This window comes from Cohnella zeiphila (assembly GCF_014212055.1).
GTDB classification, from domain to species: Bacteria; Bacillota; Bacilli; order Paenibacillales; family Paenibacillaceae; genus Cohnella; species Cohnella zeiphila.
The window spans coordinates 77,376-102,725 of sequence record NZ_JACJVO010000010.1 but is presented as its reverse complement, the minus strand read 5'-3'; the positions used below and the strand labels follow the sequence as shown (position 1 = coordinate 102,725).

The 25,350-nt window shown below is 59.9% G+C and carries 13 protein-coding genes and 1 riboswitch; of the genes, 10 read left to right on the top strand and 3 right to left on the bottom strand.

The window, feature by feature from the left end; all coding sequences use genetic code 11:
• The first annotated feature begins 157 nt into the window (after positions 1-157).
• From H7C18_RS10100 to H7C18_RS10055, 10 genes are all read left to right on the top strand, one after another.
• Positions 158-1,780: a type 2 periplasmic-binding domain-containing protein gene (locus tag H7C18_RS10100; protein WP_185128929.1), complete on the top strand. Its 1,623-nt coding sequence runs from the start codon at positions 158-160 to the stop codon at positions 1,778-1,780.
• Positions 1,781-1,838: 58 nt separating this feature from the next.
• Complete coding sequence (locus H7C18_RS10095) at positions 1,839-3,584, top strand: cache domain-containing sensor histidine kinase (protein WP_185128928.1); 1,746 nt, start codon at positions 1,839-1,841, stop codon at positions 3,582-3,584.
• Complete coding sequence (locus H7C18_RS10090; protein WP_185128927.1) at positions 3,581-5,200, top strand: response regulator transcription factor; 1,620 nt, start codon at positions 3,581-3,583, stop codon at positions 5,198-5,200. The genes H7C18_RS10095 and H7C18_RS10090 overlap by 4 nt, the downstream gene beginning before the upstream one ends.
• Before the next feature lie 81 nt (positions 5,201-5,281).
• Entirely contained in the window at positions 5,282-7,528 is a 2,247-nt protein-coding gene (locus H7C18_RS10085) for an FAD-dependent oxidoreductase (RefSeq protein ID WP_185128926.1), read from the top strand.
• A complete protein-coding gene (locus H7C18_RS10080; RefSeq protein ID WP_238357611.1) occupies positions 7,510-8,736 on the top strand; it encodes an SGNH/GDSL hydrolase family protein in 1,227 nt (408 codons plus the stop codon). Before H7C18_RS10085 ends, H7C18_RS10080 begins: the two co-directional genes overlap by 19 nt.
• A 516-nt stretch (positions 8,737-9,252) precedes the next feature.
• The gene (locus H7C18_RS10075) at positions 9,253-14,262 is read left to right on the top strand and encodes a golvesin C-terminal-like domain-containing protein (protein WP_185128925.1); all 5,010 of its coding nucleotides are present in this window, start codon (positions 9,253-9,255) and stop codon (positions 14,260-14,262) included.
• Positions 14,263-14,513: 251 nt separating this feature from the next.
• A complete protein-coding gene (gene guaA / locus H7C18_RS10070) occupies positions 14,514-16,034 on the top strand; it encodes a glutamine-hydrolyzing GMP synthase (protein ID WP_185128977.1) in 1,521 nt (506 codons plus the stop codon).
• 79 nt (positions 16,035-16,113) lie between these two features.
• Entirely contained in the window at positions 16,114-16,971 is an 858-nt protein-coding gene (locus H7C18_RS10065; RefSeq protein WP_185128924.1) for an AraC family transcriptional regulator, read from the top strand.
• A 78-nt stretch (positions 16,972-17,049) separates the two neighbouring features.
• Positions 17,050-18,039: an L-glyceraldehyde 3-phosphate reductase gene (mgrA, locus tag H7C18_RS10060; RefSeq protein ID WP_337913255.1), complete on the top strand. Its 990-nt coding sequence runs from the start codon at positions 17,050-17,052 to the stop codon at positions 18,037-18,039.
• A 230-nt stretch (positions 18,040-18,269) separates the two neighbouring features.
• Positions 18,270-18,370: riboswitch (purine riboswitch) on the top strand.
• A 139-nt stretch (positions 18,371-18,509) separates the two neighbouring features.
• Positions 18,510-19,904: an NCS2 family permease gene (locus H7C18_RS10055; protein WP_185128922.1), complete on the top strand. Its 1,395-nt coding sequence runs from the start codon at positions 18,510-18,512 to the stop codon at positions 19,902-19,904.
• 535 nt (positions 19,905-20,439) lie between these two features.
• On the opposite strand, the gene H7C18_RS35055 is transcribed toward H7C18_RS10055, so the two are convergent.
• The 3 genes from H7C18_RS35055 to H7C18_RS10045 all read right to left on the bottom strand — a co-directional run bounded on the left by H7C18_RS35055 (position 20,440) and on the right by H7C18_RS10045 (position 25,098).
• Positions 20,440-21,378, bottom strand: a complete 939-nt coding sequence (locus H7C18_RS35055) for an IS3 family transposase (RefSeq protein ID WP_420481847.1) — start codon at positions 21,376-21,378, stop codon at positions 20,440-20,442.
• A complete protein-coding gene (locus H7C18_RS35050) occupies positions 21,318-21,995 on the bottom strand; it encodes a helix-turn-helix domain-containing protein (protein ID WP_238357610.1) in 678 nt (225 codons plus the stop codon). The genes H7C18_RS35055 and H7C18_RS35050 overlap by 61 nt, the downstream gene beginning before the upstream one ends.
• Positions 21,996-22,095: 100 nt before the next feature.
• Positions 22,096-25,098 carry a glycoside hydrolase family 3 protein gene (locus tag H7C18_RS10045; protein WP_185128976.1) on the bottom strand — a complete coding sequence of 1,001 codons (3,003 nt, stop codon included), beginning with the start codon at positions 25,096-25,098 and terminating at the stop codon, positions 22,096-22,098.
• Positions 25,099-25,350: the final 252 nt, after the last annotated feature.

The following is a 25,350-nucleotide window of genomic DNA, read 5'->3' as shown; positions in this document are numbered from 1 at the left end:
ACTGAAGATGAACGTAGAACGGGCGATCGCCGCACTGAAGACGGACGCCAAAAGGGTTGCACCGCCGGAATTTCGCTCGAGCCGAGTCTTGCTTGACAAACTTCTTGCGCGATTCCGGCGTGTTCATACATTATTAAGCTTAAGGGGAGAGGTTGGTATGAAACGCAGCAAGTCGATCTTATCCGTATTGGCCGCGGTTGTCGGCACCGGCATGGCGCTGTCCGGCTGCGGCGGGAACGGCAACGACAACGGCAACGGGCAGGCGGCGGCACCCGCGTCCTCCGCGGCCGCGTCGGGAAGTTCTCAAACCGCAGCGAGCGGCAAATTCGCAGACAAGCTCAAGATTACGATGTTCAATCAGGCGACGTTCAACGCGGCGGCTCCGGTTCCGCCGGCGGACAAGGACGTCCAGCACCAGATGATCGAGAAGGCGGTCAACGTCGATCTGCAGATGGTCTTGCCGCAGGCGGGAGAAGCGACGACCAAGCTGAACACGCTGATCGCCGGCGGCGACATTCCCGATCTGATCTTCCTGAAGAATCGGGCCGATCTGGCAAACTATTACGAGCAAGGCATTCTGGCCGATCTGACGCCGTACATGGACCAGTTCCCCAAGCTGAAAGAGCGCTTCGGACAGGATTCCTGGGACGCGTCGACCTATCAGGGCAAGATGATCGCCGTGCCGGGCTACGACAACGTCAACGGCGTCGCCCATGACATCCTTATCCGCAACGACTGGCTGCAGAAGCTCCATCTTCAGGTGCCGACCACGCCCGACGAGCTGTTCAACGTAATGAAAGCGTTCACCGAACAGGATCCGGACGGCAACGGCAAGAAAGACACTTACGGGTTCATCGGCGGCATGAACAAGGAAGGAACGCTGCAGACGTACGGCTTCGATACGCTCATGTGGATGTTCGGCGTCAATCCTCCCGCGGCGATCGACGTCAAGGACAACCAGGCGCAGTTCCTTTTCACCGATCCGAAAATGAAAGAAGCGCTGACCTATATCCACAATATGATGGAAGCGGGCGTCGTCGATCCCGACTGGGTCACCATGAATACGTACGATCAGCTCAACGAGAAGCTGTTCAAGGGCAAGGTCGGCGTCATGGTCAACGACATCCGCAGGTTGGAGGCGGACGGCACGCAGAAGATGCAGGAGGTCGGCGGAGAGGTGCCCGATTGGATCGTCATTCCTCCGATGAAAGGGCCTTACGGCGATCAGATTCTGGAGACGAAGACGTACCAGAGCAACACGTGGGCGATCTCGTCCAAAGCAAGCCCGGAGAAGATCACCCGCATTCTGGCGATGCTGGAATACTTGTTCACCGACGAGGAAGCTTACCCGTATTTCGCCTACGGCATCAAGGGCGTTCATTGGGACATGGTGGACGGCAAGCCGAAAAACTTGACCTCCGAATTGACGAAGGAAGTCAAGGACGAATACGCTTGGGTCGATCATTACAAATTCCCGCGCCGCGGCGACGACGCCGAATACTTCAGCTTCAAGAATCCGAAGGTCACCGAATATTTTGAGGAGAACCAGAAGTACGTGGCGCCCACGCTTCCCGGATCGGCTCTGACGCCCGATCCGAACGACGCGAAGGCCGCGGATCGGCAGAAGTACATCAACGAGATGCTAGTCAAATTCATGAGCGGCAAGGAACCGCTGGCGAACTGGGACAGCTTCCTGAATACGCTCGATACGAAGTTCGACTTGCAGAAGTACAAGGACAACGTAACCGAACAATTGAAGCAGCTCGGTTATATCAAGTAACGGAATCGAGAGGGGCGGCTAGGCGCGTCCCTCTCTTTCGCATGAGCGGGAGGACCCGATGAGGAGAAGAATCAGCCTGCCTCTGAAGCTGTTTGTCATCTGCTTTGCGTTCGTGCTCAGCTGCATCATTCTGATCAGTCAGCTGTCCTACCGGTACGTGCGCAGCGAGATGAGAACGAACGACGAATATTACATCAAGCAGATTATGGACAAGGTGGATCAATATTTGACGGTCAACTTCTCCTCCTTCCAGACGATTCTGTTCTCGCTCGAGACGTCCGTTCAGGCCAATCTCCAGAACCCGGAGGTGATCCGTAAGCAAGTCGGGAAGCTGTACGAGATGAACAGCAATTACGTCAGCAACATCTATCTGATCAAAAGCGATCTGTCGGTGATCGGCGGCAGCATGCCGACCCGGATTTTCGACGAACCGCTGCCCGAGCGCAAGCCGCTGTTCGAGGCGGCGACCCGCAACAAGCAGACGACATACGAGAGCGAGCCCTACTTGTCCCGGTATTCCGGCTGGACCCTTACGATGGTCCGGTATTTGCCGGGCTCCGACGAACCGATGGCGGTTGCCGTCGACTTGGATTTGAAGGCGATCGAGGCGACCTTGCTGCAGATTCATGAAGAAGAGCAGATGAATCTGGCTCTGCTCACCTCCTCGGGGCAGATTATCGCCGGCTTCTCCGACAGCAAAGTGCCACAGGAAATGCGGAACCACACGTTCTCCGTCGGCGGCATGTCCGGAACCGATCTGATTGCCGCCAACGGCTCTAACCTGACCGTCGAGACCCGGCAGGGCAAGCCCGTGTCGGTGCAGAAGCGGCCGACGGAGAAGTTCAATTGGTACATTGTCTCCGTCAATGACGAATCGCGGCTGAAGGCGGCATTGGACCGGTTGCGGCAGTACTATCTCGGTCTGCTGCTGGCGGGGCTCCTGCTCAGCTTTCTGATCGCTTATTTGATCGCCAAGTACATCCGGAAGCCTCTCTATTACCTGATGACAAAAATGAACCGGGTCGAGCAGGGAGAACTCGGCGTTGTCGTCTCCGTTCGGCGCAACGACGAGTTCGGCGACTTGTCGCGGGCGTTCGACCACATGCTGCAGCAGATCGTCGACTTGCTCAAACGGTCGGAGAAGCATAACGAGCTGCAGCGGAAGCTTGAGATTCAAGTGCTGCAATCGCAGATCAATCCGCATTTTCTGTACAACACGCTCGGCTCCATCAGCCACGTTGCCCGCCTGGGCCAACTGGACAAGATCGACACGGTCATCGGCTCGCTCATCTCGCTGCTGGAATACGGTATCTCCGACGCCTCCGAGCAAGTGGCGCTGCGGGACGAGTTGCGAAACGTGGCGGATTACGTCGCGATTCAGAATATCCGGTACAACCGGCATTTTCAGCTGGTGGAGCGGATCGAAGACGGGCTGCCGAACTATCCCGTATTCCGGATGCTGCTTCAGCCGCTGGTGGAGAACAGCCTTTTTCACGGCTACTGCGGGGGTCAAATCGAGGGACCGCTGGAGATTTCCGCCTTCCGGGAAGGCGGCTTCGTCGCGATCGAGGTCGCGGACCGCGGCGTCGGCATTCCCGAGGAGAAGCTGGCCCTGCTGTTGACGCCCGAGCCAAGGGACGGAGACGCGAGGCGGCGAAGAATCGGCCTGAACAATATTCATCAGCGCATCCGCACGTATTACGGCAAACCGCACGGGCTGCAGATCGTCAGCGTTCCCGGTCAAGGAACCCGGATCCGCGCTTTGTTCCCGGCCCATCCGACAAAGGAGCTGCAAACTGAATGAGAACCTACACCTGTCTGGTTGTGGACGACGAGGATTTGATCGTTCAGCGGCTGGAGCTGTTTTTCCAGGGACTGTCCGCAGGGGATCGGCGGTTCGAGCTGATCGGCAAAGCGTACAACGGGATCAAGGGGGCCGAACTGGCGTTGGAGCTGAAGCCGGACATCGTTCTGTCCGATATCGTCATGCCGCAGCTGGACGGGATTACGATGATCGAACAGTTGCGGCCGAAGCTGCCGAACGCGCAGTATATTTTGCTGACCGCCTACAGCACGTTCGAATACGCCCAGCGGGCCATTCGCAGCCATATTCTGGAGTATATCGTGAAGGTTCCTTTGAAGGAGGAGGAACTTACGCGGGCCTTGGAAAAGGCGGCGGAAACGCTGGAGGACATTCGGAAGCGGGAGGGCGAATTGCAGGCGCTTAATCTCTCGATTCAGGAGAATCGGTACCGGGTGCGCAAGCAATGGATCGGCGAGCTTGTGAGCGGAGAGCTTCCCGCCCGCCGGGCGACGGGGGAAGGGGGCGGGGCGGAATACGGCTTTTTCGAATCCGGCTATTGCTGCTTCATCGCGGAGATGAACCAGTACGAGAGCTTCCGGAATGCCTATTCGTCGGCGGACCAAAGCGTTCTCAAATTCGCCGTGACCAACGTGCTGGAGGAGACGTTGGCGGACTACGGGGGAGGCGCGGTATCCGAGCTGCGCGATCATCGGTTCGTCGGCTTTCTGGCGCTGGACGGCAACCGCAGCGAGATGGAGATCGAGCGGATCTGCCAGACGTTGGGAAGACAGATGGTCGACAATCTGGAGCGTTACCTGAACCAGGAGGTGTCCGTCGGCTTCGCGGGGCCGCGCAAGGGCTGGGACGCGATCAGGTCCGGCTATGCGGAAGCGGCGGGGCTGTGCGACGACTTTTTCTACCGGGAGGCGAAGTCGGTCGTGACGCCGGCGCATCGCCTTCGCTATCGAGGCGAGCTCGGTCCGGCTTTCCGGGAGAGGGTGGCCGGCGTGCTGGCGCAGCTGCACCGGGAGAGCGGCCGGGAAGAGCTGGCAGAGTGGATGGGAGCGCTGGAGCGGAGCGCCCGGGACGAACGGATTCCGAAGCCGGCGATGCTCGCCCTGCTTCGGGACTTCTGGCGGGATATCGCGGCGAAGCTGAAATCCTGGGGGATTCCAGAGCTGGATGCGGAAGCGGTCCCGGCTCCCTTCGCAGCCTTCCGGGAACAACTGAGGCTGATCGCCGACCTCGTCTTCGCCGCTTTGCAGGACGGTGCGCCGTCCCATCGCACGGAGATCACGAGGGCGATCCTGTATATCGAGCGGCATCTGCGGCAGCGGCTGACGCTGCAGGAGCTCGCCGAGCAGGTGAATCTGGCCCCCGCCTACTTCAGCAGCCTGTTCAAGAAAACGATGAAGGAAGGGGTCGTCAGCTACATCAACCGGCGCAAAATCGAGCTGTCGTTCGAGCTGCTGCAGCGGCGGGATTACTCGATCCTGGAGCTGTGCGAGGAGACGGGGATCGTGAACGAGGGGTACTTCTGCAAGCTGTTCAAGCAGTATGCCGGAATGACGCCCAAGAGGTACCGCAACCTGCATCAGGGGCTAAAGAATGTGTGAGTTTTTCGCAAAATCGTGTAAAAATCGGGTTTCGAAAGCGACTACCATGAATACCAAACGAAGATTCATGGAGGGTTCGCAATGGAGCTTGTCCAATCGGACGTCACCGTCGTCGGAGGAGGCATCGCGGGCGTATGCGCCGCCATCGCCGCGGCGAGAAACGGCTTGGCGGTCGCGCTGATCAACGATCGGCCCGTCCTCGGCGGAAACGCCAGCAGCGAGGTCCGCGTCCATATCAACGGATCGGCCTATCAAGGCAGAAGCCCGTCCTACTACGGGCGGGAGGGCGGTCTGGTCGAAGAGCTGAAGCAGAAGCTTTTTCGCCACAATCCGCTGTACAACCAGAAAATCATGTACTCGGTATCGGATACGGTGCTGCTCGACATGGTCTACGGCGAACCGAACATCGCGCTGTATCTGAACACGTGCGTCTACGAGACAGGGACGGAGGGCGGAAGAGTCGCGCGGGTGGACGCGCTGCAGCTCGCTTCCGAACGGAAATTCCGCTTCGTCAGTCCGTATTATATCGACAGTTCCGGCGACGGCGCGGTCGCGTATCAGGCGGGCGCGCAATTCAGGCGCGGGCGGGAAGCCAGGAGCGAATTCGGGGAAAGTCTGGCTCCGGAGGAAGCGGACGCTTACACGATGGGGGATACGATTCTGTTTCAAACCCGCGACGTCGGCCGCAAGGTGCCGTTCAAAAGGCCGGCGTTCGCATACGATGTCACGAAGCTGAGCTTCTTCGAGGATATTCGCAAAGGGCTGCGCCATCGCGTCATTCCTCGCAAGGTAAATGGGCTTGGCGGCTTGTGGTGGCTGGAATACGGCGGGCATATCGACACTGTCCGGGACAACGAGGAGATCGCGCTGGAGCTGCGCAAGCTGGTGTTCGGCATCTGGGATTACATCAAGAACAGCGGAGACTTCGACGGCGTGGACCCTCTCATCCTGGACCACGTGTCTCCGATTCCGGGCAAACGGGAGTCGCGGCGATTCGTGGGGGATTACATGCTGTCGCAGAACGATCTGACGGAAAGACCATACTTCGCGGATGCCGTGGCCGTCGGCGGCTGGGCGATGGACCTGCACGCCGCCAAAGGGGTTTACGACACGGGGCCGGCGACGGCATGGAACTTCGTTCCCGGCCTGTACAACATTCCGCTGCGGAGCCTATACTCCGCCAACGTTCCCAACCTGCTGCTGGCCGGCCGCAACGTCAGCGCCACCCACGTCGCCTTCGGGTCGACCCGCGTTATGGCGACGTGCGGCTGCATGGGCCAAGCGGTCGGTACGGCGGCGGCGCTCTGCGTGAAGTACGGGGCGGACCCGGCCGACATCGCGGCGGAACACATCGGCGAGCTGCAGCGGATGCTGATGCGGGACGGACAGACGATCGTCGGGCTTCGGGAGGAGCTGACGCCGTGCTTCGCCGAGGGCCTGACCGTTCGGGCGTCTTCGCGGCGGGCGTATGCCAATGAAGTCCCGGGCGAGGCAGTCTCTCTGGAACAGCCGCTGTGCCTGGCGCTGCCGATCGGCACGGAGCGTCTGGAGAGCGTGGCCGTCCGTATTCGGAACGCCGGGGACCGGGCGGAGACGCTTCGCCTGACGGTGCTGGGCGGCGACCGCAAGGAGAACTATGTGCCCGGCGGCGAGCTGAAAAGAGCCGGTATCGAGGTGGCGGCCGGCTTCGACGGCTGGATGACGCTGGACATCGGCTGCGGGAGGCCCGCGGGCGATAAGCTGTATCTGGTGTTCGAAGGGGCGGAGACGCTGGCGCTATCCTGCAACGGCGAGAAGCCGACCGGAGCGGTCAGCTTTCTGTACCGGCCGGAAGAGCCGGCTAAGCTAAGGAAGTGGGAGAAGAGCATCCTGTTCAAGAACCTTCTGCCCGCCCAGCATCTGTACGATCCCGCCAATATCGTCAATGGCTATTCGCGGCCGTACGGGCTGCCTAACGTATGGGCATCGGAGCGTTCCGGCGGCCGGGAATGGCTGGAGCTTGCATTCGCGACTCCCAAGGATGTGGAGGAGCTTCAGCTTGTCTTTAATCCTCGGCTCGATCTGGAGCATTTCGACGAGCCGCCGGAGACGCTGGTCAAGGACTACGACGCGATCGTGACGCTGGCGGACGGCAGCGAGCGGCGCTTTGAAGCCAGAGGCAACGATCTGACGTTGAACCGGTATCGCTTGAACGTACGGGGCGTCGTCCGCATCCGGTTCGAATTCGGCGGCACGCACGGTTCGCCGTACGTCGAAGTGTTCGCCGTCAAACTGTACGCCCCGGAGGTAAAGGAAAAGGAGAGCCCAGAATGCACCCCGAACCGTTGAACGCTTTTTTTCCGCGTGCCGGCTTGCCGAACGTATTCGCCAAACTGGCAGGAGGAGGCGATGCGACGATCGTCTACCTGGGCGGAAGCATCACCCGGGCGCCCGGCTATCGCGTCATGACGGCGGAATGGCTTCAGGAGCAGTATCCCCAAGCGAAGATTGAAGCGATCAATGCCGGGGTCAGCGGTACCGGCTCGGATCTGGGCGCCGCCCGGACGGCAAGGGATGTATTAAGGCACCGGCCCGACCTCGTCTTCGTCGAATTTGTCGTGAACGATCGGGGCGCTCCCGAGTCGAAGGCCTGGATCGAAGGCATCGTCCGGCAAGTCCGCAATGCCGACCCGATGACCGATCTACTGTTCGTTTATACGCTTGCGGAGCAGGACGTGGCCGGATTCCGGAAGGGGAGGTACCAGCCCGGCGCGCTGCTGCAGGACGAGGTGGCAGACGAGTACGGCATCCCGTCTATTCATTTGGGCGTGGAGCTCAGCCGGCTCGTCGCGGAAGGAACGGTTGTTTTTACGGTTTGGGAAGGGGAAAAGGCGCCGGCCGGCGCCGTCGTCTTTACGCGCGATTCCGTTCACCCGACCGTGCCGGACGGCCATCGCCTCTACGCCGACGAAATCGTTCGGCGCCTGAAAACGCTGCGCGGGCGGGCCGAAAGCGGCATGCCGTCGCCGCACCTTCTCCCGGCGGAGACTCTCGTGCCGGGGAATCCGTGGGAGTACGCCGCTATGAAGGCTCCGGCGGAGCTGGCAGCGTTCGCCGGCGAATGGACGTTCGAGACGCCGGAACGGCCAGGGCCTGCTCAAGAATTCTCCTGGCTGTTCCCGGGTCTATGGCGGTCCGGGAAGCCCGGCGACGCTTTTACGGTCGAGTTCGTCGGCACCCACATCGGCCTGTTCGACATCGGCGGCCCCTATTCCGGCAGGCTGAAAGTTTCGGTGGACGGTGGGGAGCCTATCGTTCTCGACCGCTTCACGCTCCACAATGACCACGACCGGAACGAATACGCGTTCCTTCCGGCTCTGCCCAACGGGCGGCATGTCGTCCGCTTCGAGATCGATGCCGCGCGTACGGACAAAGCGGCTGTGTTCGAGGCTGCCGGGAAGCATGAGAGTCTCGGGCATTTTCGACAGCATCCCGATCGATACGGGCAGACGCTCGTCCAGCTCGGCATGCTGCTTCTGGTGCAGCCGCCGCTGTAAGTTCACACCAGGCTGTGCCGGGCTGCGTCCCGTCGCAGCCTGGCTGCCGCGGAACGGGCGATAGAACGTAATAAGACTACTCACATGGGCGGAACGTTGGCGGAACGGACGAAAGAAGGGAGCTTGACTACCCGTATTGACGGAAAGTTATGTGAAGCTTTACGGTCGGCGTGCGGAGGCCATAACGTCATAGTGTACCGGCCACGGCGAACCGCAAGCGGTCGAGCACTACGGCCTGGAATGCCGGTATTCGGTTTCAGCGAGGAGGAACGCGTCCGTTTCGTCTGTTTTTCAGCAAGCATTGCAACTGCAGAAAATCGTATAAACATTTCTAAAAATCCAATAAATCTAAGCCGTAAACGCTGCACTATGATGGCAGAGGAGACGTTAGCCGCATCGAAGCTCAGGAGAGAGGAGAGAGGAAGGCGGAGGGAGAGGAGGAGTTTTCGGGAATTCGAAAGCTCTCACATGAACAGCTGGTTTGGAAGCAGAATCTTCAGAAACGGGGCGATGAGAATGAAGTTGGGAAGAGTCGGAACGGCTTTTTTGGTTTTGTTGATTTTGATAGCGCTTGCAACGATTGGCGCGCCGCTGCCGCAGCCGGGCAAGGCTTCGGCGGAGGAAGGGACGGCGCCTCCTTACCGAACGATCACCATCGACGACGGCAGCATCACCGTCGACGGCGTCGCGAAGAGCGATCCGACGAATGCGACGACGGGCTTTTCCGTGACCGGCATCTGGAACGTCTCCACGAATGTGAAAGGCTACGGCAACTCCAGTTCGCGTTGGACGGACACCGTGAACAATTCGGTGACCTGGAATCCGAATCTGAAGGCCGGCACGGCAACCATCTCGCTGTACAAGCTCGATTGGGAGGACAAGGCCGACGACGGCGTGAAGGTGGAGATCGTGCACAACGGCACGACGGACGTGCTGAACGTCGACCTGCGGCCGTCGTCCGGAGGAAGCGGCTGGGTCGAGCTCGGCGACTACTATTTTAACGGAACGGACAACGAATTCGTCAGGCTGACCCGCGTTCACTCCTCTACGGGGACGGTGCTGACGCGGGCCGACGCCGTCAAGTTCGAAGGAAATATCGAGCAGTACGATACGCCCTATAACTCGATTGTCATCGACGACGGCGACGAAGGCTATTCGGCCACGAGCGGCTGGCAGACGTCTACGGGCGTGAAGGGCTATAACAATTCCGGCACCCGCTACACCGACACGATCAACAACGCCATAACGTGGAATCCGCGGCTGGAAGCCGGCACGGCCAAGATCTCGCTGTATAAGCTGGATTGGGCGGACAAGGCGGACAGCAACGTGAAGGTGGAGGTCGTGCACAACGGGACGACAGACGTGCAATATATCGATCTGAGGCCGTCATCCGGCGGAACCGGCTGGGTCGATCTAGGCACTTACGAGTTCAGCGGAACCGGAGCGGAATTCGTCCGGGCAACCCGCGTTCAGCCGACGACATCGAACATTCAGACCCGGATCGACGCGGTCAAGTTCGAAGGCCGCATCTCGCAGAAGCCGCTGCCGCCGCCGGCGCTGCGCGACCGGACGCTGCCGAATCTGACTTATACGGAGGCGGGCAGCATCGAGAACGACGGCTATAAAACCGTTTTTTACGACGCGGCCTGGGACGGCGGCCATACCGTTGTTCGGGACGTGTATTACAAAGACGCCGACGCGGACGCCTGGGTGCCCGCCAATACGCCGCAGGAGCGGCTCGACGAGCAATGGGTGCTGCTGGACGGGGACGCGGGGCAGCGGACCAACTACTACGACACGATGAATAAAACGTGGATCACATTCGACAGCGTCCAAATTACGGACGGCAAGACCGCGGTTCTGAGCGACTCGTCTCATTCGGCCGATTACGATTTCGAGGCGACCTGGTCGCTCGCGAAGGACAGGCCGGAGGTGTCGTATTCGTTCACGCCCCGACGCGCCGGCCATTACGTGATCGGCTATCAGTCTTTCACGTCGGAGGCCGAGGCCGACGTCGACGAGGTGCTGAGCGGATACAAATCCCATGCGAAAATGATCGGTACGGCGGAATCGACGGGGCTGTGGCAATTGACCGCGCCGATGAGTCTGGTCGAGAAACGCGACGGCGACGGTAATCCGTTGACCTACGGCGTGTTCGTGTCTGCCGAAGAGCTGCCGCTCGACTTCGAGCCGCATGGGGGAGCCGATCGTCAGCCGCTCGGCATGAGTCTCGTCAACAACGACGGCGGCGTGCAGCCGATCGTGTACGCGCCGCAGCTCGGAGCCTATTCGTCTTTGGCCGCGGAGAGCACGTACCGGTTTACGATCGGACTGTACGCGCAGAGGAGCGACATCTACGACGCATACGAGAACATTGTTCGCAGCGAATACGGCTATACGGACTATCGGGAGAACGTCGCCGGCCAATCGCTGACCGACGCGATGTTCAACATGATCGATCTGATGAAAGTCGAGCCGCAGGGGGACGATTCCGTGAATTACGTGCCGTCTCCGAGCGGCTGGTGGGGCCGGGCGAAAGGCTTCATCGACATCGAGAACGAGGACGCGGTCCGCACCTCCTCCGACGGCGTTCTGATGAGCGCCTATTACTTGACCGGAGACGATGATCTGTACGATACGAGGGCGCTGCCTTCTCTGGAGTTCGGCGTATCGCGCAACGCCCAGGGCTGGTCGCCGACGAAGAAGCCGGTTTACGGCGTGCCAAGTAATTGGAAAATGACCTCGCTGCCGTTCGATGTGTCCTCGGTCGCGTCCTTGGCACAGTTAACGAACGGGAACGCGGCCATTCAAGAGATGGTAGAGGAAGAGTATCGCTTTCGGAACCCGGACCTGAAAGAAAGAGGCCCTGTCATCCAGCCGTTGATGATGTACCGAATGACCGGCAACGCGGTCTATTTGCAGCAGGCCGAGACGGCGGCGGACGCTTATATCGCGAGCCAGATCGACACCCCAGCCACCGGTAATGTGTCGGAAAATGAATTTATCGCCAATAACGGCAAGCTGTGGATCGAGTTGCTGGAGCTGTACGAGGAGACCGGGGACGCCGAATACCTGAACGCGGCCTACAAGGAAGCGAAGCGGTACGTCACGATGTTCGTGGCTCGTCCCGTCCCCGAAGGGACCTATACGATCCCGCAGCCGGACGCGCCGTATACGGAATCGTTCCACTGGCCGGCAAGCGCAAAGTACGATTACCCGCGGGACGACTTCCCGGAATACGAGACCGGCGGCGTCCAGACCGACGCTTGGAAGGTATCGCCGAACGGCCTGACCTTCGAAGCGGGCAGCACATCCGCTTACTACCGGATGAACGCGCAGGAGGCGCCCTTCCTGCTGCGGCTTGCGCAGGATACGGGCGATTCGCTGCTCGCGGACGTCGCCCACAACGCGGTGATCGGGAGGTATTCGAGCTATCCGGGCTATTACTACAAAGGCTTCTCGATCAGCCAGCTGGAGCCGGACTTCCCGTTAGAGGGCCCGAGCGAAGCGACGTCGATTTATTACCACCACGTTCCCGGCCAGCTCGGCCAGACGATGGATTATCTGATCAGCGAGCAGGCGCTGAGATCGAACGGAAGCATCTCGTTCCCGTCCGTGTTCGAGACCGATTTCCTGTGGTTCAAGTATCACCTGTACGGCAGCAAGCCGGGAACGTTCTACGGCCATACTGGCGTCTGGCTGTGGATGCCCAAGGGCATTATCTCGACCAGCAACCCGCAGCTCAACTGGATTACGGCCGAGAGCGGCGACCGGTTCTATATCTCGCTCAGCAACGAATCGGCGGACGCGCAGCAAGCGTCGATCGAGCTGAATTCGCAGATCGTCGGATTCGACCCGGTGCAGACGTACCCGGTGACGGTCATCCGGGGCAACGGCGAGCCCGAACAGGCGACGATGACGAACGGCGCGATCGATGTCTCCGTATCCGGCAAAGGAATTACGGCCGTTATCGTGGAAGGGCTCGACATCGAGGTGCCTTTTCACCGGCAGCAGCCGGAGACGACGTCGGAGGCAAGCTATTTCTTCGACACGCACAGCCCGATCGACGCCGTGAAAGGCATGCTGATCGTCAAGCCGGACAACACCGCCTACGACGCCTACATCGAGGCCAAGACCGAGAAAGCAGCGACGCTTTATTACTCGCTTGATGGCGGCGACACGTACACGGCAGTCCCCGATACGGTTTATCCTACGGAGTGGTCGATCCGGGTGAACGATCTGTCCGACACGTTCACCTATTACGTGGAGTCGGAAGGGAAAAAGACGAGAACGAGAAGCCTCTACCTGCCCGATCATACGGCCGTCCCGCCAGAGCAGCCGGCATGGCAGCCGGGAAGCTCGATCGTGACGGACAACACCGAAGCGGAGACGGACGGGATATGGATCCGCGACACGTCGGGCGACGGCTACTATTATGACGGCTACGTCTACGCGAAGTCCGCGACGGGCGCTGCGACGGCCGCGATCCGCTGGCGCCCGGATTTGCCCGAGAGCGTCGTCTACGACGTCTACGCCAAATTGCCAAAAATGACGATCGCGAACGAGAACTGGTCGACGGGCGCCGCGTTCGACGTCCATTATGACGGAGGTACGCAAACGGTGGCGGTCAACGAGCAAGCGTCGGACGGCGGATGGGCCTACCTGGGAGCCTTTCCTTTCGCGGAAGGAACCGGCGGATACGTCGAGCTGACGAATCAATCCGGCAATTCCCGGGTCATAGCCGACGCGGTTATGTGGGTGCCCGAAGACGCGCAGCCGCAATGGCAATCAGTCTCCATAAGCGCGGACAAGGATGCGCTGGAAATGACACGGAACGTTCAGCTTGCCGTGTCAGGCCAGCTGGATAACGGTCTTCCCGGAGATATGAGCCAGGCGGACGTGGCGTACCATCTGGATCGGCCCGATCTCGCGGCTGTCGACGCCGGCGGCGTTCTGCAGCTTCTTCAGTTGGACGGGACAACCGACCATATCGAGGTATGGGCCGATGTGACCGTGAACGGAACGACGCTGGAGACGCCCCGCCTGTCCATCCCGATCCGGGATCTGACCGTTACGGTCGACAGCGCGAACGCGGACGGGCTGTTCGTATCGGCCGGTTCTTGGACCCAGAGCAACCTGTCGGGTTACCAAACGGGCGTCAAATCGCGTTATACGACGACTCAAGGGTCTTCGGCGACTTGGACGGCCATGCTTCCGGAAGGGAACTATACCGTGTCCCTGTACAACATCGTTCACTCTCCCGGGCAGGACACAAACGTCAAGGTAGAGGTGAAGCATAAGACCGGAACGGAAATCCTGTACATTGATCAGTCCTCCGGTTCGTCGGAGTGGCTGAACCTTGGCGCCTACGATTTCGCGGGGGACGGGACCGAATACGTCCGTATGACGAGGGTCACTCCGACCACGGTCGAACCGCAGACGCCCGCCGCGGAACTAATCTACACAAGAGCGGATGCGGTCAAGTTCGAGCGGCATTCCGAAATCCCGGCCGCTGAGGAAGAGTAACGGCTAAGCATGACGAACGGAAGCAGTGATCTTGAGAGGGCACCGGATTCGGCGCCCTCTCTGTTTAGGCGCTCTCGCCGCTTCGCCCGCCGCTCGCTTGTCCTTGACGCTGTCGAAGCCGCAAGGCTATAATGACTTCAATTGATTTGAACCGCGGGAACGCTCCGCTTCCGCCGGCAATGCCGGAGAGCCGGGCGCGTTTTTTGCATTCAGGAGGCTTAGGTTCGACCGTGAATAATCCATCGCATGAAATGATCGTCGTGCTCGACTTCGGCGGCCAGTACAACCAGCTCATCGCGCGGCGCATCCGCGATCTCGGCGTGTACAGCGAGCTGCTGCCGCACAATACGCCGGCGGACAAGCTTCGCGCCCTGCGGCCCAAGGGCATCGTTTTCTCCGGCGGCCCGGCCAGCGTCTACGCCGATGGAGCGCCTTCGGTCGATCCGGGCGTGTACGACCTCGGCGTGCCGATTCTCGGCATCTGCTACGGGATGCAGCTGATCACCCACCAGCAGGGCGGCAAAGTCGAGCCGGCGCATAAGCGCGAATACGGCAAGTCCGACATCGACTTCGCGGATGGAGCCGAGTTGGTTCATGGTCTGGACCGGCGCCAGACGGTGTGGATGAGCCACGGCGACCACGTGACCGAGCTTCCGGCGGGCTTCAAGGTGGACGCCAGCACGGAGCATGCGCCGGTGGCCGCCATGAGCGACGCGTCCCGCCGCCTGTATGCGGTGCAGTTCCATCCGGAAGTGCGTCATTCGGTGCACGGCAACGAGATGATCCGCAACTTCCTGTACCGTGTTTGCGACTGCCGGGGCGATTGGAGCATGTCGTCGTTCATCGAAGACACCATCGCCGACATTCGCCGCGAAGTCGGCGATCAGAAGGTGCTGTGCGCGCTGTCCGGCGGGGTCGATTCCTCCGTCGTCGCGGCGCTTATCCATAAGGCGATCGGCGATCAGCTGACCTGCATGTTTATCGACCACGGTCTCCTGCGCAAAGGCGAAGCGGAGAGCGTCATGGACACGTTCGTCGGCAAGTTCGACATGAACGTTGTCAAGATCGACGCCAGCGAGCGGTTCCTGGGCAAGCTGCGCGGCGTGGAAGATCCGGAGCAGAAGCGTAAAATCATCGGCACCGAATTCATCCGCGTGTTCGAAGAGGAATCGGCGAAGTTCGACGATTTCGCTTTTCTGGCTCAAGGCACTCTCTACACCGACATCGTCGAGAGCGGCACGGCCACGGCGCAGACGATCAAGTCGCACCACAATGTCGGCGGGCTGCCGAAGGATATAAAGTTCAAGCTTGTGGAGCCGCTGAAGGCGCTGTTCAAGGACGAAGTCCGCAAGGTCGGCGAAGAGTGCGGCTTGCCGGAGGCGATCGTCTGGCGCCAGCCGTTCCCGGGACCGGGGCTCGCGATCCGCGTGCTCGGCGAAGTGACGGATGAGAAGCTGACGATCGTGCGGGAGTCCGACGCCATTCTGCGCGACGAGATCGCGAAGGCGGGGCTAGACCGCGAGATCTGGCAATACTTCACCGCGCTGCCGAACATGAAAAGCGTAGGCGTCATGGGTGACGGCCGCACGTATTCGTACACCGTCGGCATCCGCGCCGTAACGTCGATCGACGGCATGACGGCAGACTGGGCGCGCATCCCTTGGGACGTGCTCGAGAAAATCTCCGTCCGCATCGTCAACGAAGTGGACAACGTCAACCGGATCGTCTACGACATTACGTCGAAGCCGCCGGCGACGATCGAATGGGAATAAGCTTATCAGAAAACGAGAACCGTCAGACCGGCCGATTGCCCGCCCGTCTGGCGGTTTTGCCGATTAGGGGAGGATGGGGATGAAGGCGTTCCATTCCAATCGCGACGGCACCGGCGCGGATGATCGTCCGTCCGAACTGACGCTGAGCCATTGGGGAAAAGAAGACTGCGCCCCGCGCCACTCTTTCGGCCCCGGGGTCCGCGACGTTTACAAAGTCCACTTCGTTCATCGGGGACGAGGCAAGGTGCGGGTCGGAGGCCATGAATACGGGCTGGCGGCTGGCGATGCGTTTCTGATCTACCCGCAGGTCGTCATCCAATACGAGGCGGACGAGACGGATCCGTGGACGTACTCGTGGGTCGGCTTCCGCGGCGACCGGATGGCGGACTGGCTCGCACGGACCCGCCTCACGCCCGAGAATCCCGTCTTTGCGATGGACGTGTCGGTCATGCCGACTTTGTACGAGCGGCTGACCGAAGCGGACGCCCGGGAGGAAAGCCGCGACATGCGGATCGCCTCCCTGCTGTACCGGTTCATGGCCGCCCTGATCGAAGCGGCTCCGGCGAGCGCGCCGGGCACGCTCTCTCCGAGGAAGCATCCGGCTCATGTTCATCGCGCGATGGAGTTCGTTCACGCTCATTACGGCGAGCCGATCTCGGTGTCGGGAATCGCCTCCGAGCTGGGGCTGGACCGCAAGTATTTGTCCGCGATTTTCAAAGCGGCGACCGGATCGCCTCCCCAGCGTTATCTGCTGGAGTACCGCATCCGACAATCGTGCAAGCTGCTGAAGGAGAGCGGTCTGCAGGTCGGGGAAGTCGCCCGGTCGGTCGGGTATGAGGATGCGTTGCTTTTTTCCAAAATGTTCCGCAAAGTCACGGGAGTCTCTCCGACGGAATACCGGAGCGAAGAGCAGGAGAGATCTGACTTTATTCCATAAAAAGAAGTTGCTCTGACATCGACCTTCCGGCTTGTCTTCGTTAAGATGGACTTATCCATACGTGAGGAGATGATCCATGTGAGTTACACGGCAAGCGATTCCAGATACGACACGATGACATATAACCGCTCGGGCAAAAGCGGCTTGAAGCTGCCGGCGATATCGCTGGGCCTATGGCACAACTTCGGCGGTATCGACGTCTTCGAGAACGGCAGGGCGATGATCCGCCGGGCGTTCGATCTCGGCATTACGCACTTCGATCTGGCGAACAATTACGGTCCGCCTCCGGGTTCGGCAGAGCTTACTTTCGGCCGCATTTTGAAGCAGGACTTCTCTTCTTACCGCGACGAGATGATCATCTCCACCAAAGCCGGCTATTACATGTGGCCCGGCCCTTACGGAGAATGGGGCTCCAAGAAGTATCTCGTCTCCAGTCTCGATCAGAGCTTGAAGCGGATGGGGCTCGACTATGTGGACATTTTCTACCACCATCGTCCGGACCCGAACACGCCGCTGGAAGAGACGATGGCCGCGCTCGATCTGGTCGTCCGTCAAGGCAAAGCGCTCTATGTCGGCATTTCCAACTACAAGCCGGAAGAGGCGCAGCGGGCGTCCCGCATTCTGAAGGAGCTCGGTACGCCGTGCGTCATCCATCAGCCGAGCTATTCGATGATGAACCGTTGGGTGGAGGATGGCCTGCTGGACGTGCTGGACGAGGAAGGGATCGGCTCGATCGCGTTCTCGCCGCTCGCCGGGGGCGTACTGACCGACCGGTACCTGAACGGCATTTCGCCGGATTCCCGTGCGGCGGGTCCGAGCGTGTTCCTGAAGCCGGAAGATATCAACGACGCGAAAATCGCCAAGGTGCGCAAGTTGAACGACCTGGCCTCCGAACGCGGGCAGAAGCTGTCGCAGATGGCATTGGCCTGGGTGCTTCGCGGGGGCCGCGTAACGTCCGCCCTGATCGGCGCCAGCAAGGTGAGCCAGATCGAAGATGCGGCGGGAGCCGTGCGCAACCTCGCATTCTCGGACGAGGAGCTGGCTCGGATCGACGCGATCGTGGGATAAGCGCGGCGTTTTGGAGCGTTATAGGAGAGAGGGCGTCACCGCGGCGGCGGCGGCGCTCTTTTTTTCTCAATAGAGACTGTTCAGAAAAGTCGGAATCTGGCCTGCGAAGTCCAATAGTCGTTCATTTTGGAATTGTAAACGGTGCCAAAACGAACGAAATTTGCGGAGAAACGTAAAAAGTTCGTTTTACCCGTTGACGGAAAGGTGCTTTGTACCTAGAATGAGGAAGGACAACAACTGAATCGTATTTTCGTATAATCCCGGGAATCGGCCCGGGAGTCTCTACGGGGTCACCGCAAATGATCCGGCTACGGAAAGGCGAGAAGGAATACCGGGGAACGCAGAAGGGGCCGGTATGCTTTTTCGCCGTTGTGCGGAACCTAGAGGAGAATTCTTCTAGGTTTTTTGTATGTTCGATTTCGGTGTTCCATATCTTATCCGTTTCGGATCAAGGAGGGCTTGCTCAAGCGATGGACAAGTTTTTTAAGCTGAAGCAACTGGGAACGAATGTACGCACGGAGATCATGGCGGGGATCACGACGTTTATGACCATGGCGTACATCTTGGCGGTCAACCCGGCCGTGCTGGGAGGTTCGGGGCTCGACACCTACGGCATCTTTCTGGCGACGGCGCTGGCCGCGGGTATTTTCACGCTGGCGATGGGGCTGTTCGTCAATTTCCCCGTGGCGCTGGCACCCGGGATGGGGCTGAACGCCTATTTTGCGACGACGGTGCTCGCATCCAAGGCGACCGATCATCCGATTTCCCCTTCGATGGGTCTGGCAGCCGTATTTATCTCGGGGATTATTTTCGTCATTCTGACGGTTACAAAGGTCCGCCAATTGCTCGTGGTGGCGGTTCCCGACGGCTTGAAGCACGCCATTACGGTCGGGATCGGCTTGTTCATTACGATTATCGGGCTCAAAAACAGCGGCCTGCTGACGATTTCGCTCGACGCGTTCGGCCGCGATTTCGCCAAGGGCTCTTACACCGACCTGGGCGGCAGCGAGACGGTGCTGCATATGGGCGACCTGACCCAGCCGTCCGTCTGGCTGACGGTGGTCGGCCTGCTGCTGATCAGCGTGCTGATGGTGCTGCGGGTACGCGGCGCGATTCTGATCGGCATCCTGGTGACGACGCTGATCGGCGCCATTCCGGGAGTCGACGTCGTCGACTTCGGCTCGCTGAAAGGCCAAGACTGGGTCCCGGACTTCTCGAAGCTGAATTTCTGGGATTTCGATTTCAAAGATTTGCTGTCGACCGGCCTGTTGTCGGCCATCGCGACGTTCACGTTCGTCGAGCTGTTCGACACGTTCGGCACGCTGGTCGGTACCGCCAACCGCGCGGGACTGCTTCAGGATAAAGAGAAAGGCAACAAGCGGATCGGCAAAGCGATGCTCGTCGACTCGATCGCGGTCAGCGGCGGCGCCGTTCTCGGCACCAGCACGATCACGGCCTATGTCGAGAGCACGGCCGGCATCGCGGAAGGCGGACGCACGGGCTTGACGTCTTCGACGACCGGCGTACTGTTCCTGCTGTCGCTGTTCCTGGCGCCGATCGCGCTGCTCGTGCCGTCTCCGGCTACGAGCGCCGCTCTGATCATTGTCGGCGTGCTCATGATGCAATCGGTCAAGGAGATCGACTTCTCCGACCTGATCATCGGCATTCCCGCCTTCCTGACGATCGGGCTGATGCCGTTCACGTACAACATCGCCAACGGCGTCTCGTTCGGCATCGTCTCCTATGTCGTTCTCGCTACGGTCGGGAGAATGGCCGGCAATAAGAAATACAGCGTGCACTGGCTCATGTGGATCCTGTTCGTGCTCGTCATCGCGCGCTACATCTTCATCGGCTCGCAGGGCTGATATCGCTGACAGGTACTTTGTAAACCTGTATATTTCGTTTACCCAATCCCGTGTGGCTTCTCTTGAGAGAGGCTGTGCGGGATTTTTTACCTCCGGCCGGGGTGCGGGGGATAGCTGGATATGGGCGGGAATGAGGCTCGGCGGATGGAAGTAGTCGAAACTCAATTCGGGCGAGGCTGCGGCTCGATGGGTGGAACTAGCGTCGGAACGCAATAACTCGGGCNNGTCTCGGAACGCAATAACTCGCGGGGGAATGCGGCTTGGTGGGCGGAATTAGTCTCGGATCGCAATAACTCGTGCGAGAATGCGGTCAGACGAACCGAATTAGTCTCAAAACGCAATAACTCGTGGGAGAACGCGGCTTGGTGGGCGGAATTAGTCTCGGATCGCAATAACTCGGATGGATATGCGTCCAGGCGGGCGTTTGTATGCGGTGGTAAGATGGGCTGGGAAGTAACCGGTAGTTTAAAGAGCAAGGACCGCCAGGAAATGATCTGCGCCCCGTCAAGTAGACAGTACAAAAAATAAAAGTCGGTTAAGCGGCCTTCGTCCTGAATTCCATGGGACTGAGGCCGTTTAGCTTTTCCTGCAACCGCTCGTTATTGTAAAAGTGAATGTAGCCGTCAATGTCCCGTTTGAGTTCCTCAAACGTGCGGTAGGTATGCAAATAGTACTTCTCACACTTCAGCGTTCCCCAGAAGGATTCCATGGGACCATTATCGATACAGCGCCCCACGCGTGACATGCTTTGAGTCAGTTTGCTTTTGTCTAAGATCTTCTTAAAATGGCGAGACGTATATTGAAATCCCCGGTCGCTATGAAGCAAGGGCGAGCTGTCTGGCGCTGCCTTCAAGGCCAGCTTTAACGTCTGGAAGACGAGTGAATTGTTATTGGAGTGCCCGATGACGTAAGACACAATCGCGTTGTCGTGAAGATCCAATATGGCGCTAAGATAGGCCTTCTGACCATTTCCATATTTGAATTCCGTTACATCGGTGACCCACTTTTTATTGGGAGCTTCCGCTTGGAACTTGCGGTTTAACACGTTCTCGGCAACCTGCTGCGGCGCAGAGCGCTCATATTTCTTCCTCTTCTTGCGGATGACGGACTGGATGCCCTTGAGCTTCATGAGGCGCTGTATGCGCTTGTGATTAATGGGTTTCTCCGTCTGGCGCCGCATATGCAGCGTTAATCGGCGATACCCGTAGATGCCTTCTACCTTCTCGTACAATGAATACATGGTCTGCATCAGTTCTTTGTTTTCAAGTTCGCGCGGGCTGGGTACATGCTTTAGCCATTTGTAATAGCTCTGGCGTGGTATACCGGCAGTCTCGCACAACAGCAGCACGCTGAACGAACTTTCTTGCCGTACCGCTTGAATCGCAAGGTAGACGTTCTCCTGGCGATGTCCGCTTAGCGACGCCTCCTTTCGAGTTCCTGCAACTTTTTTAGAAAAGCATTCTCCGCCCGTAATCGCTCGTTTTCATATTCCAGCTTCTTCATCGCAAGTTTTTGACGTTCCGCCTCGGTGAGCTCCTCTGGCGCTTTCGTTCTTCCGCGACCGTCCTGAAGCGCATCCTGGCCGCCTTCTTCATACTTCTTGACCCATCCGTACACTTGCTGATAAGACACCTGGTACTGATTGGCCGCCTGCGTATAGTCACACTTGTGAGCCAGGCAATATAGAACGATGTCGATTCTCTCTTGCCAAGTCGTTGTCCGTCCCTTGGTCATAGCCGTAGATCCCCCTGTGTAAGCCTTGAGGCTGCTATGACCATTATACTTCTTTATCCAATTTGACAGTTGGGTTCGGCTCGCGATCTTGTACTTGTCGATAACCTCATATTGGGATAACCCGCCATCCAGATAGTCTTGGACGGCTTGTTGCTTCAGCTCCGCGGAATAACTCCGATTGTGAGAACGGATTTCTAAGCCCTCGTATCCATACACCTTGTAGCGGCGGCACCATTTTACTAACGTTGTCTTGTTAACGCCATACTTGTACGCTGCAGCTACAAAGCTAATTCCACCCAGCTCCAGCTCCTGAATAATGGATAATTTCTCAGATGCAGTAAAAGGTTCTCTTCGCATGAAAAAGCTCCCCATACAGCAGCAGGCTTTTATTATTTCACCTGTCTACTGTATGGGGAGCATATCAAAATCCTGACGGTCCTTGCTCTTTCCTCAAGCATCACCCGACGAAGCGGAACCAGCTCAGCCGCACGCCGGGGCTGAGGCGAAGGACGACGTCGCGTCGTCCTAAGAGCGGCGCGACGGCGCAGGTCAGCGTCCGCCACGTCTGAGCTCCGCCGGCAGGCACCGGGCAGACGCCGAGGACGTCGCCGTCCGGACCGTCCGCGCGCAGCTCGATCCAGCCGGCATCGGAGTTGGCCGGATCACTGGCACCGCCATCAGCCGCACCGCCATCGCGGCCCTTGACGCCAGTCGCGTCGCTGCCGTTCTCGCCCTCGCTGCCGTTCTCGCCCTCGCTGCCGTTCTCGCGGCCACCGCCGACGGCGGAAGCCCGCGCCTCAAAACTGATCTCGCCGCGCTGGCCGAAGTCCGCGTCGCGGTACAGCATCCACGTGCCTTCGCCGACGGCCCAGGCGCTGCTGCCGCCTTCCTTGCACTCGTCGAGGACGACGCCCTCGTAGTCGTCGTAGTTGACCGCCGCCGTAACCTGGCGCAGGTCGCGCGGCGGTACGGTCTCCCCCCGCACCGTCAGCTCGGCCGTCAGCGCCTTGTCATCCGATGAGCGGCCTGCCCACACGGCCCAAGCGCTCTCCTCGAGGCACCAGCGGTCCCGCGTGACGTCCCAGAACGACAGGTCCGCAGCCCGAAGCGGGAACCGCACGACGGCGGTCTCCCCGGCTTCCAGTCGAATCCGTCGGAAGCCGAGCAGCTGCCGGACCGGACGCTTCACCCGCGACACCCCGGCGCTGCCGTACAACTGCACGACCTCTTCGCCGGCCTTGCCGCTTGCGTTGCGAACCGTGACCCGAACTTCGAGCTCCTCGTTCGGCCCGATCGAAGACCGGCTGAACTCCATCGCCTCATAGGCGAATTCGGAATAAGTCAGCCCGTGCCCGAACGGGTAGAGGACGTCCCCTTGGAAATATTGATAGGTGCGCTCGCCCTTGATAATGTCGTAGTCCATGAAGTCCGGCAACTGTTCGGTCGAGCGGTACCAGGTCATGTTCACGCGTCCGGCCGGGGCGTAATCGCCGAACAATACGTCGGCAAGCGCCGTGCCCAATTCCGGACCGGCATGGGACGTGTACAGCAGCGCCGGTACGTGCTCGTCCGCCCAGTTGACCGCGAACGGATAGCTGCCGACGATCACGACGATCGTATTCGGATTGGCCGCGCGCACTTCTCGTATCAACCGCTCTTGCGACTCCGGAAGCGTCAGGTCCGGGCGGTCGATCGTCTCCTTGCCGTTCACGAGCGGGTGGTTGCCGACGAAGACGATCGCCGCATCCGCTCCGCGCGCCGCTTCCACCGCCTCGCGGACGCCGTCCGCGACCGTCAGCGAATCGAACGTGACGGCAGCCACTTTACGTGCCGCCTTTTCCCCCGCGGCGGCCCGCTCCTCCGGCGAGCCGAGGGAAGAGCGCTCCTCCGCGGTTTCGGAGTCGACGCTCAGCAGGCCGTTGTCGCCGATGCCGATCCGGGCGTTGTTCCACGCCGAGATATTCAACTTGCGATTGCCGATACAGCCCGCGCTTAAGCCGCTATCGCCGCAATTGCCGTCATCGCTGCTCCCGTTCTCGCCGGCATGGCCGTCGCTATCGCCGCCATCGCCGCCCGAACGATCGACAAGCAGCGCTTCTTTCGTGAACCAGCCGAAGACTTCGTCCGAATCGGCGGTGACATGGACGTCGTCCGCCGTCGTGACATACTTGCCGGTGCCTTCCGCCACGATCGTATGCGCGCGCCAGCCCCAGTCGGTCAGCTCGAACGTCTCCGCGCCATCCGGTCCGTCCGCCGCCGCGGCAAGCTTGCCGTCCGCAAGCGCAGTTACGAACTTGCCGCCGGACGCCAGCTTCAGCCTGTCGTTGCCGCTGGCGTAAACGACGTCTCCATGCCCTTTCATCCGATCGCGAATCGCCGCCAGCGGCGTGACCGCGTAAGGCAGCTTTCCGCTGTACCAGTCGCGGTACACGATGTCCGCCAGCGGCCCGACGACGGCGACTTTGCGAACGCGCGACGCGTCCAGCGGCAGCGCGGCGCCTTTATTTTTCAACAAAACGACGTTCTTGCGGGCCGCGTCGAGCGACACCTCGCGATGCTCCGGCGAGCAGATGACCGATTCGTCGATCGCGGCGTACGGATTGCGCTCGTCCGGATCGAATTCGCCGAGCCGGAAGCGCACGCGAAAGGCGTTGCGCAGCGCGATGTCGAGGTCGTTCTCGGTCAGCAGTTCGTCCGCCAGCGCGTCGCGGATCGCCTGCTTCGATACGGCATGATCGTCGGTGATGCTGTCGATGCCGCTCTTGATCGTCTGCGCGACGGCTTCTTTGTAGCTGTCATAGTAACGATGGTCGTTCACGGTTCCGAGCACGTCGCCCGCATCGCTGACGACGAATCCGTTCATGCCCCATTCGCGCTTGACGACGTCGTTCACGAGCGGCAGCAGGTTGGCGGGAACGCCGTTCACCGAGTTGTAGGCGGTCATCATCGACAATGCGCCGCCTTCCTTGAAAGGCAGCTCGAACGCCTTCAGGTAATACTCCCGCAAGTTGCGCGGATCGAGGCTGACCGAGCGTTCCCCGCGCCCGACCTCGTTGTTGTTGCCGATAAAATGCTTCAAGCTGGCAACCGCCCGAACGTAGAACGGATGGTCGCCTTGGATGCCTTTCGCCAGCGCGGCCGTCAGCTTGCCGGCCAGGTGGGGATCTTCGCCGTACGCTTCCTCGTTGCGGCCCCAGCGGGGATCGCGCTCCATGTCGACGGTCGGCGCCCACAGCGTCAAGCCGTTCAGGGCCGGATCGCGGCGGAAGAAGCCGCGCGCTTCCGTGCCGATCGCTTCGCCGACGCGGCGGAGGAGCTCCGTATCCCAGGTGCAGGCGAGGCCGACCGGCTGCGGAAAATAAGTCGCTTCTCCAAGCCAGGCGATCCCGTGCGCCGCTTCGGTTCCATGCTTGTACTTCGCCACGCCGAGCCGGGCGATCTCTTCCTGATATTGGCACATCAAATCGATTTTCTCATCGAGCGTAAACCGCGAGACGAGATCGTTCACCCGCGTCTCGAGCGGGAGATCGGGGTTCCGAAACGGATAAGAACCGTAAGCTTCGTTCAAGCGAAATATCTCCTTCCAAGGCCTGCACAGATTGCAAACGCATCCAAATGATACCCTATTGTACTACGAAAAACGTTTTCTCCATACCCCAACAATTGCACTTAAAATCCTGCATATTCTTGACAAGGGCTTGCAAGTTTCCCG

Excerpts from the sequence above, each read along its gene's own strand:
- H7C18_RS10100 (WP_185128929.1), top strand. The coding sequence starts at position 158 with ATGAAACGCAGCAAGTCGATCTTATCCGTATTGGCCGCGGTTGTCGGC.
- H7C18_RS10095 (WP_185128928.1), top strand. The coding sequence starts at position 1,839 with ATGAGGAGAAGAATCAGCCTGCCTCTGAAGCTGTTTGTCATCTGCTTT.
- H7C18_RS10090 (WP_185128927.1), top strand. The coding sequence starts at position 3,581 with ATGAGAACCTACACCTGTCTGGTTGTGGACGACGAGGATTTGATCGTT.
- H7C18_RS10085 (WP_185128926.1), top strand. The coding sequence starts at position 5,282 with ATGGAGCTTGTCCAATCGGACGTCACCGTCGTCGGAGGAGGCATCGCG.
- H7C18_RS10080 (WP_238357611.1), top strand. The coding sequence starts at position 7,510 with ATGCACCCCGAACCGTTGAACGCTTTTTTTCCGCGTGCCGGCTTGCCG.
- H7C18_RS10075 (WP_185128925.1), top strand. The coding sequence starts at position 9,253 with ATGAAGTTGGGAAGAGTCGGAACGGCTTTTTTGGTTTTGTTGATTTTG.
- guaA (WP_185128977.1), top strand. The coding sequence starts at position 14,514 with ATGATCGTCGTGCTCGACTTCGGCGGCCAGTACAACCAGCTCATCGCG.
- H7C18_RS10065 (WP_185128924.1), top strand. The coding sequence starts at position 16,114 with ATGAAGGCGTTCCATTCCAATCGCGACGGCACCGGCGCGGATGATCGT.
- H7C18_RS10055 (WP_185128922.1), top strand. The coding sequence starts at position 18,510 with ATGGACAAGTTTTTTAAGCTGAAGCAACTGGGAACGAATGTACGCACG.
- H7C18_RS35050 (WP_238357610.1), bottom strand. The coding sequence starts at position 21,995 with ATGCGAAGAGAACCTTTTACTGCATCTGAGAAATTATCCATTATTCAG.
- H7C18_RS10045 (WP_185128976.1), bottom strand. The coding sequence starts at position 25,098 with ATGTGCCAATATCAGGAAGAGATCGCCCGGCTCGGCGTGGCGAAGTAC.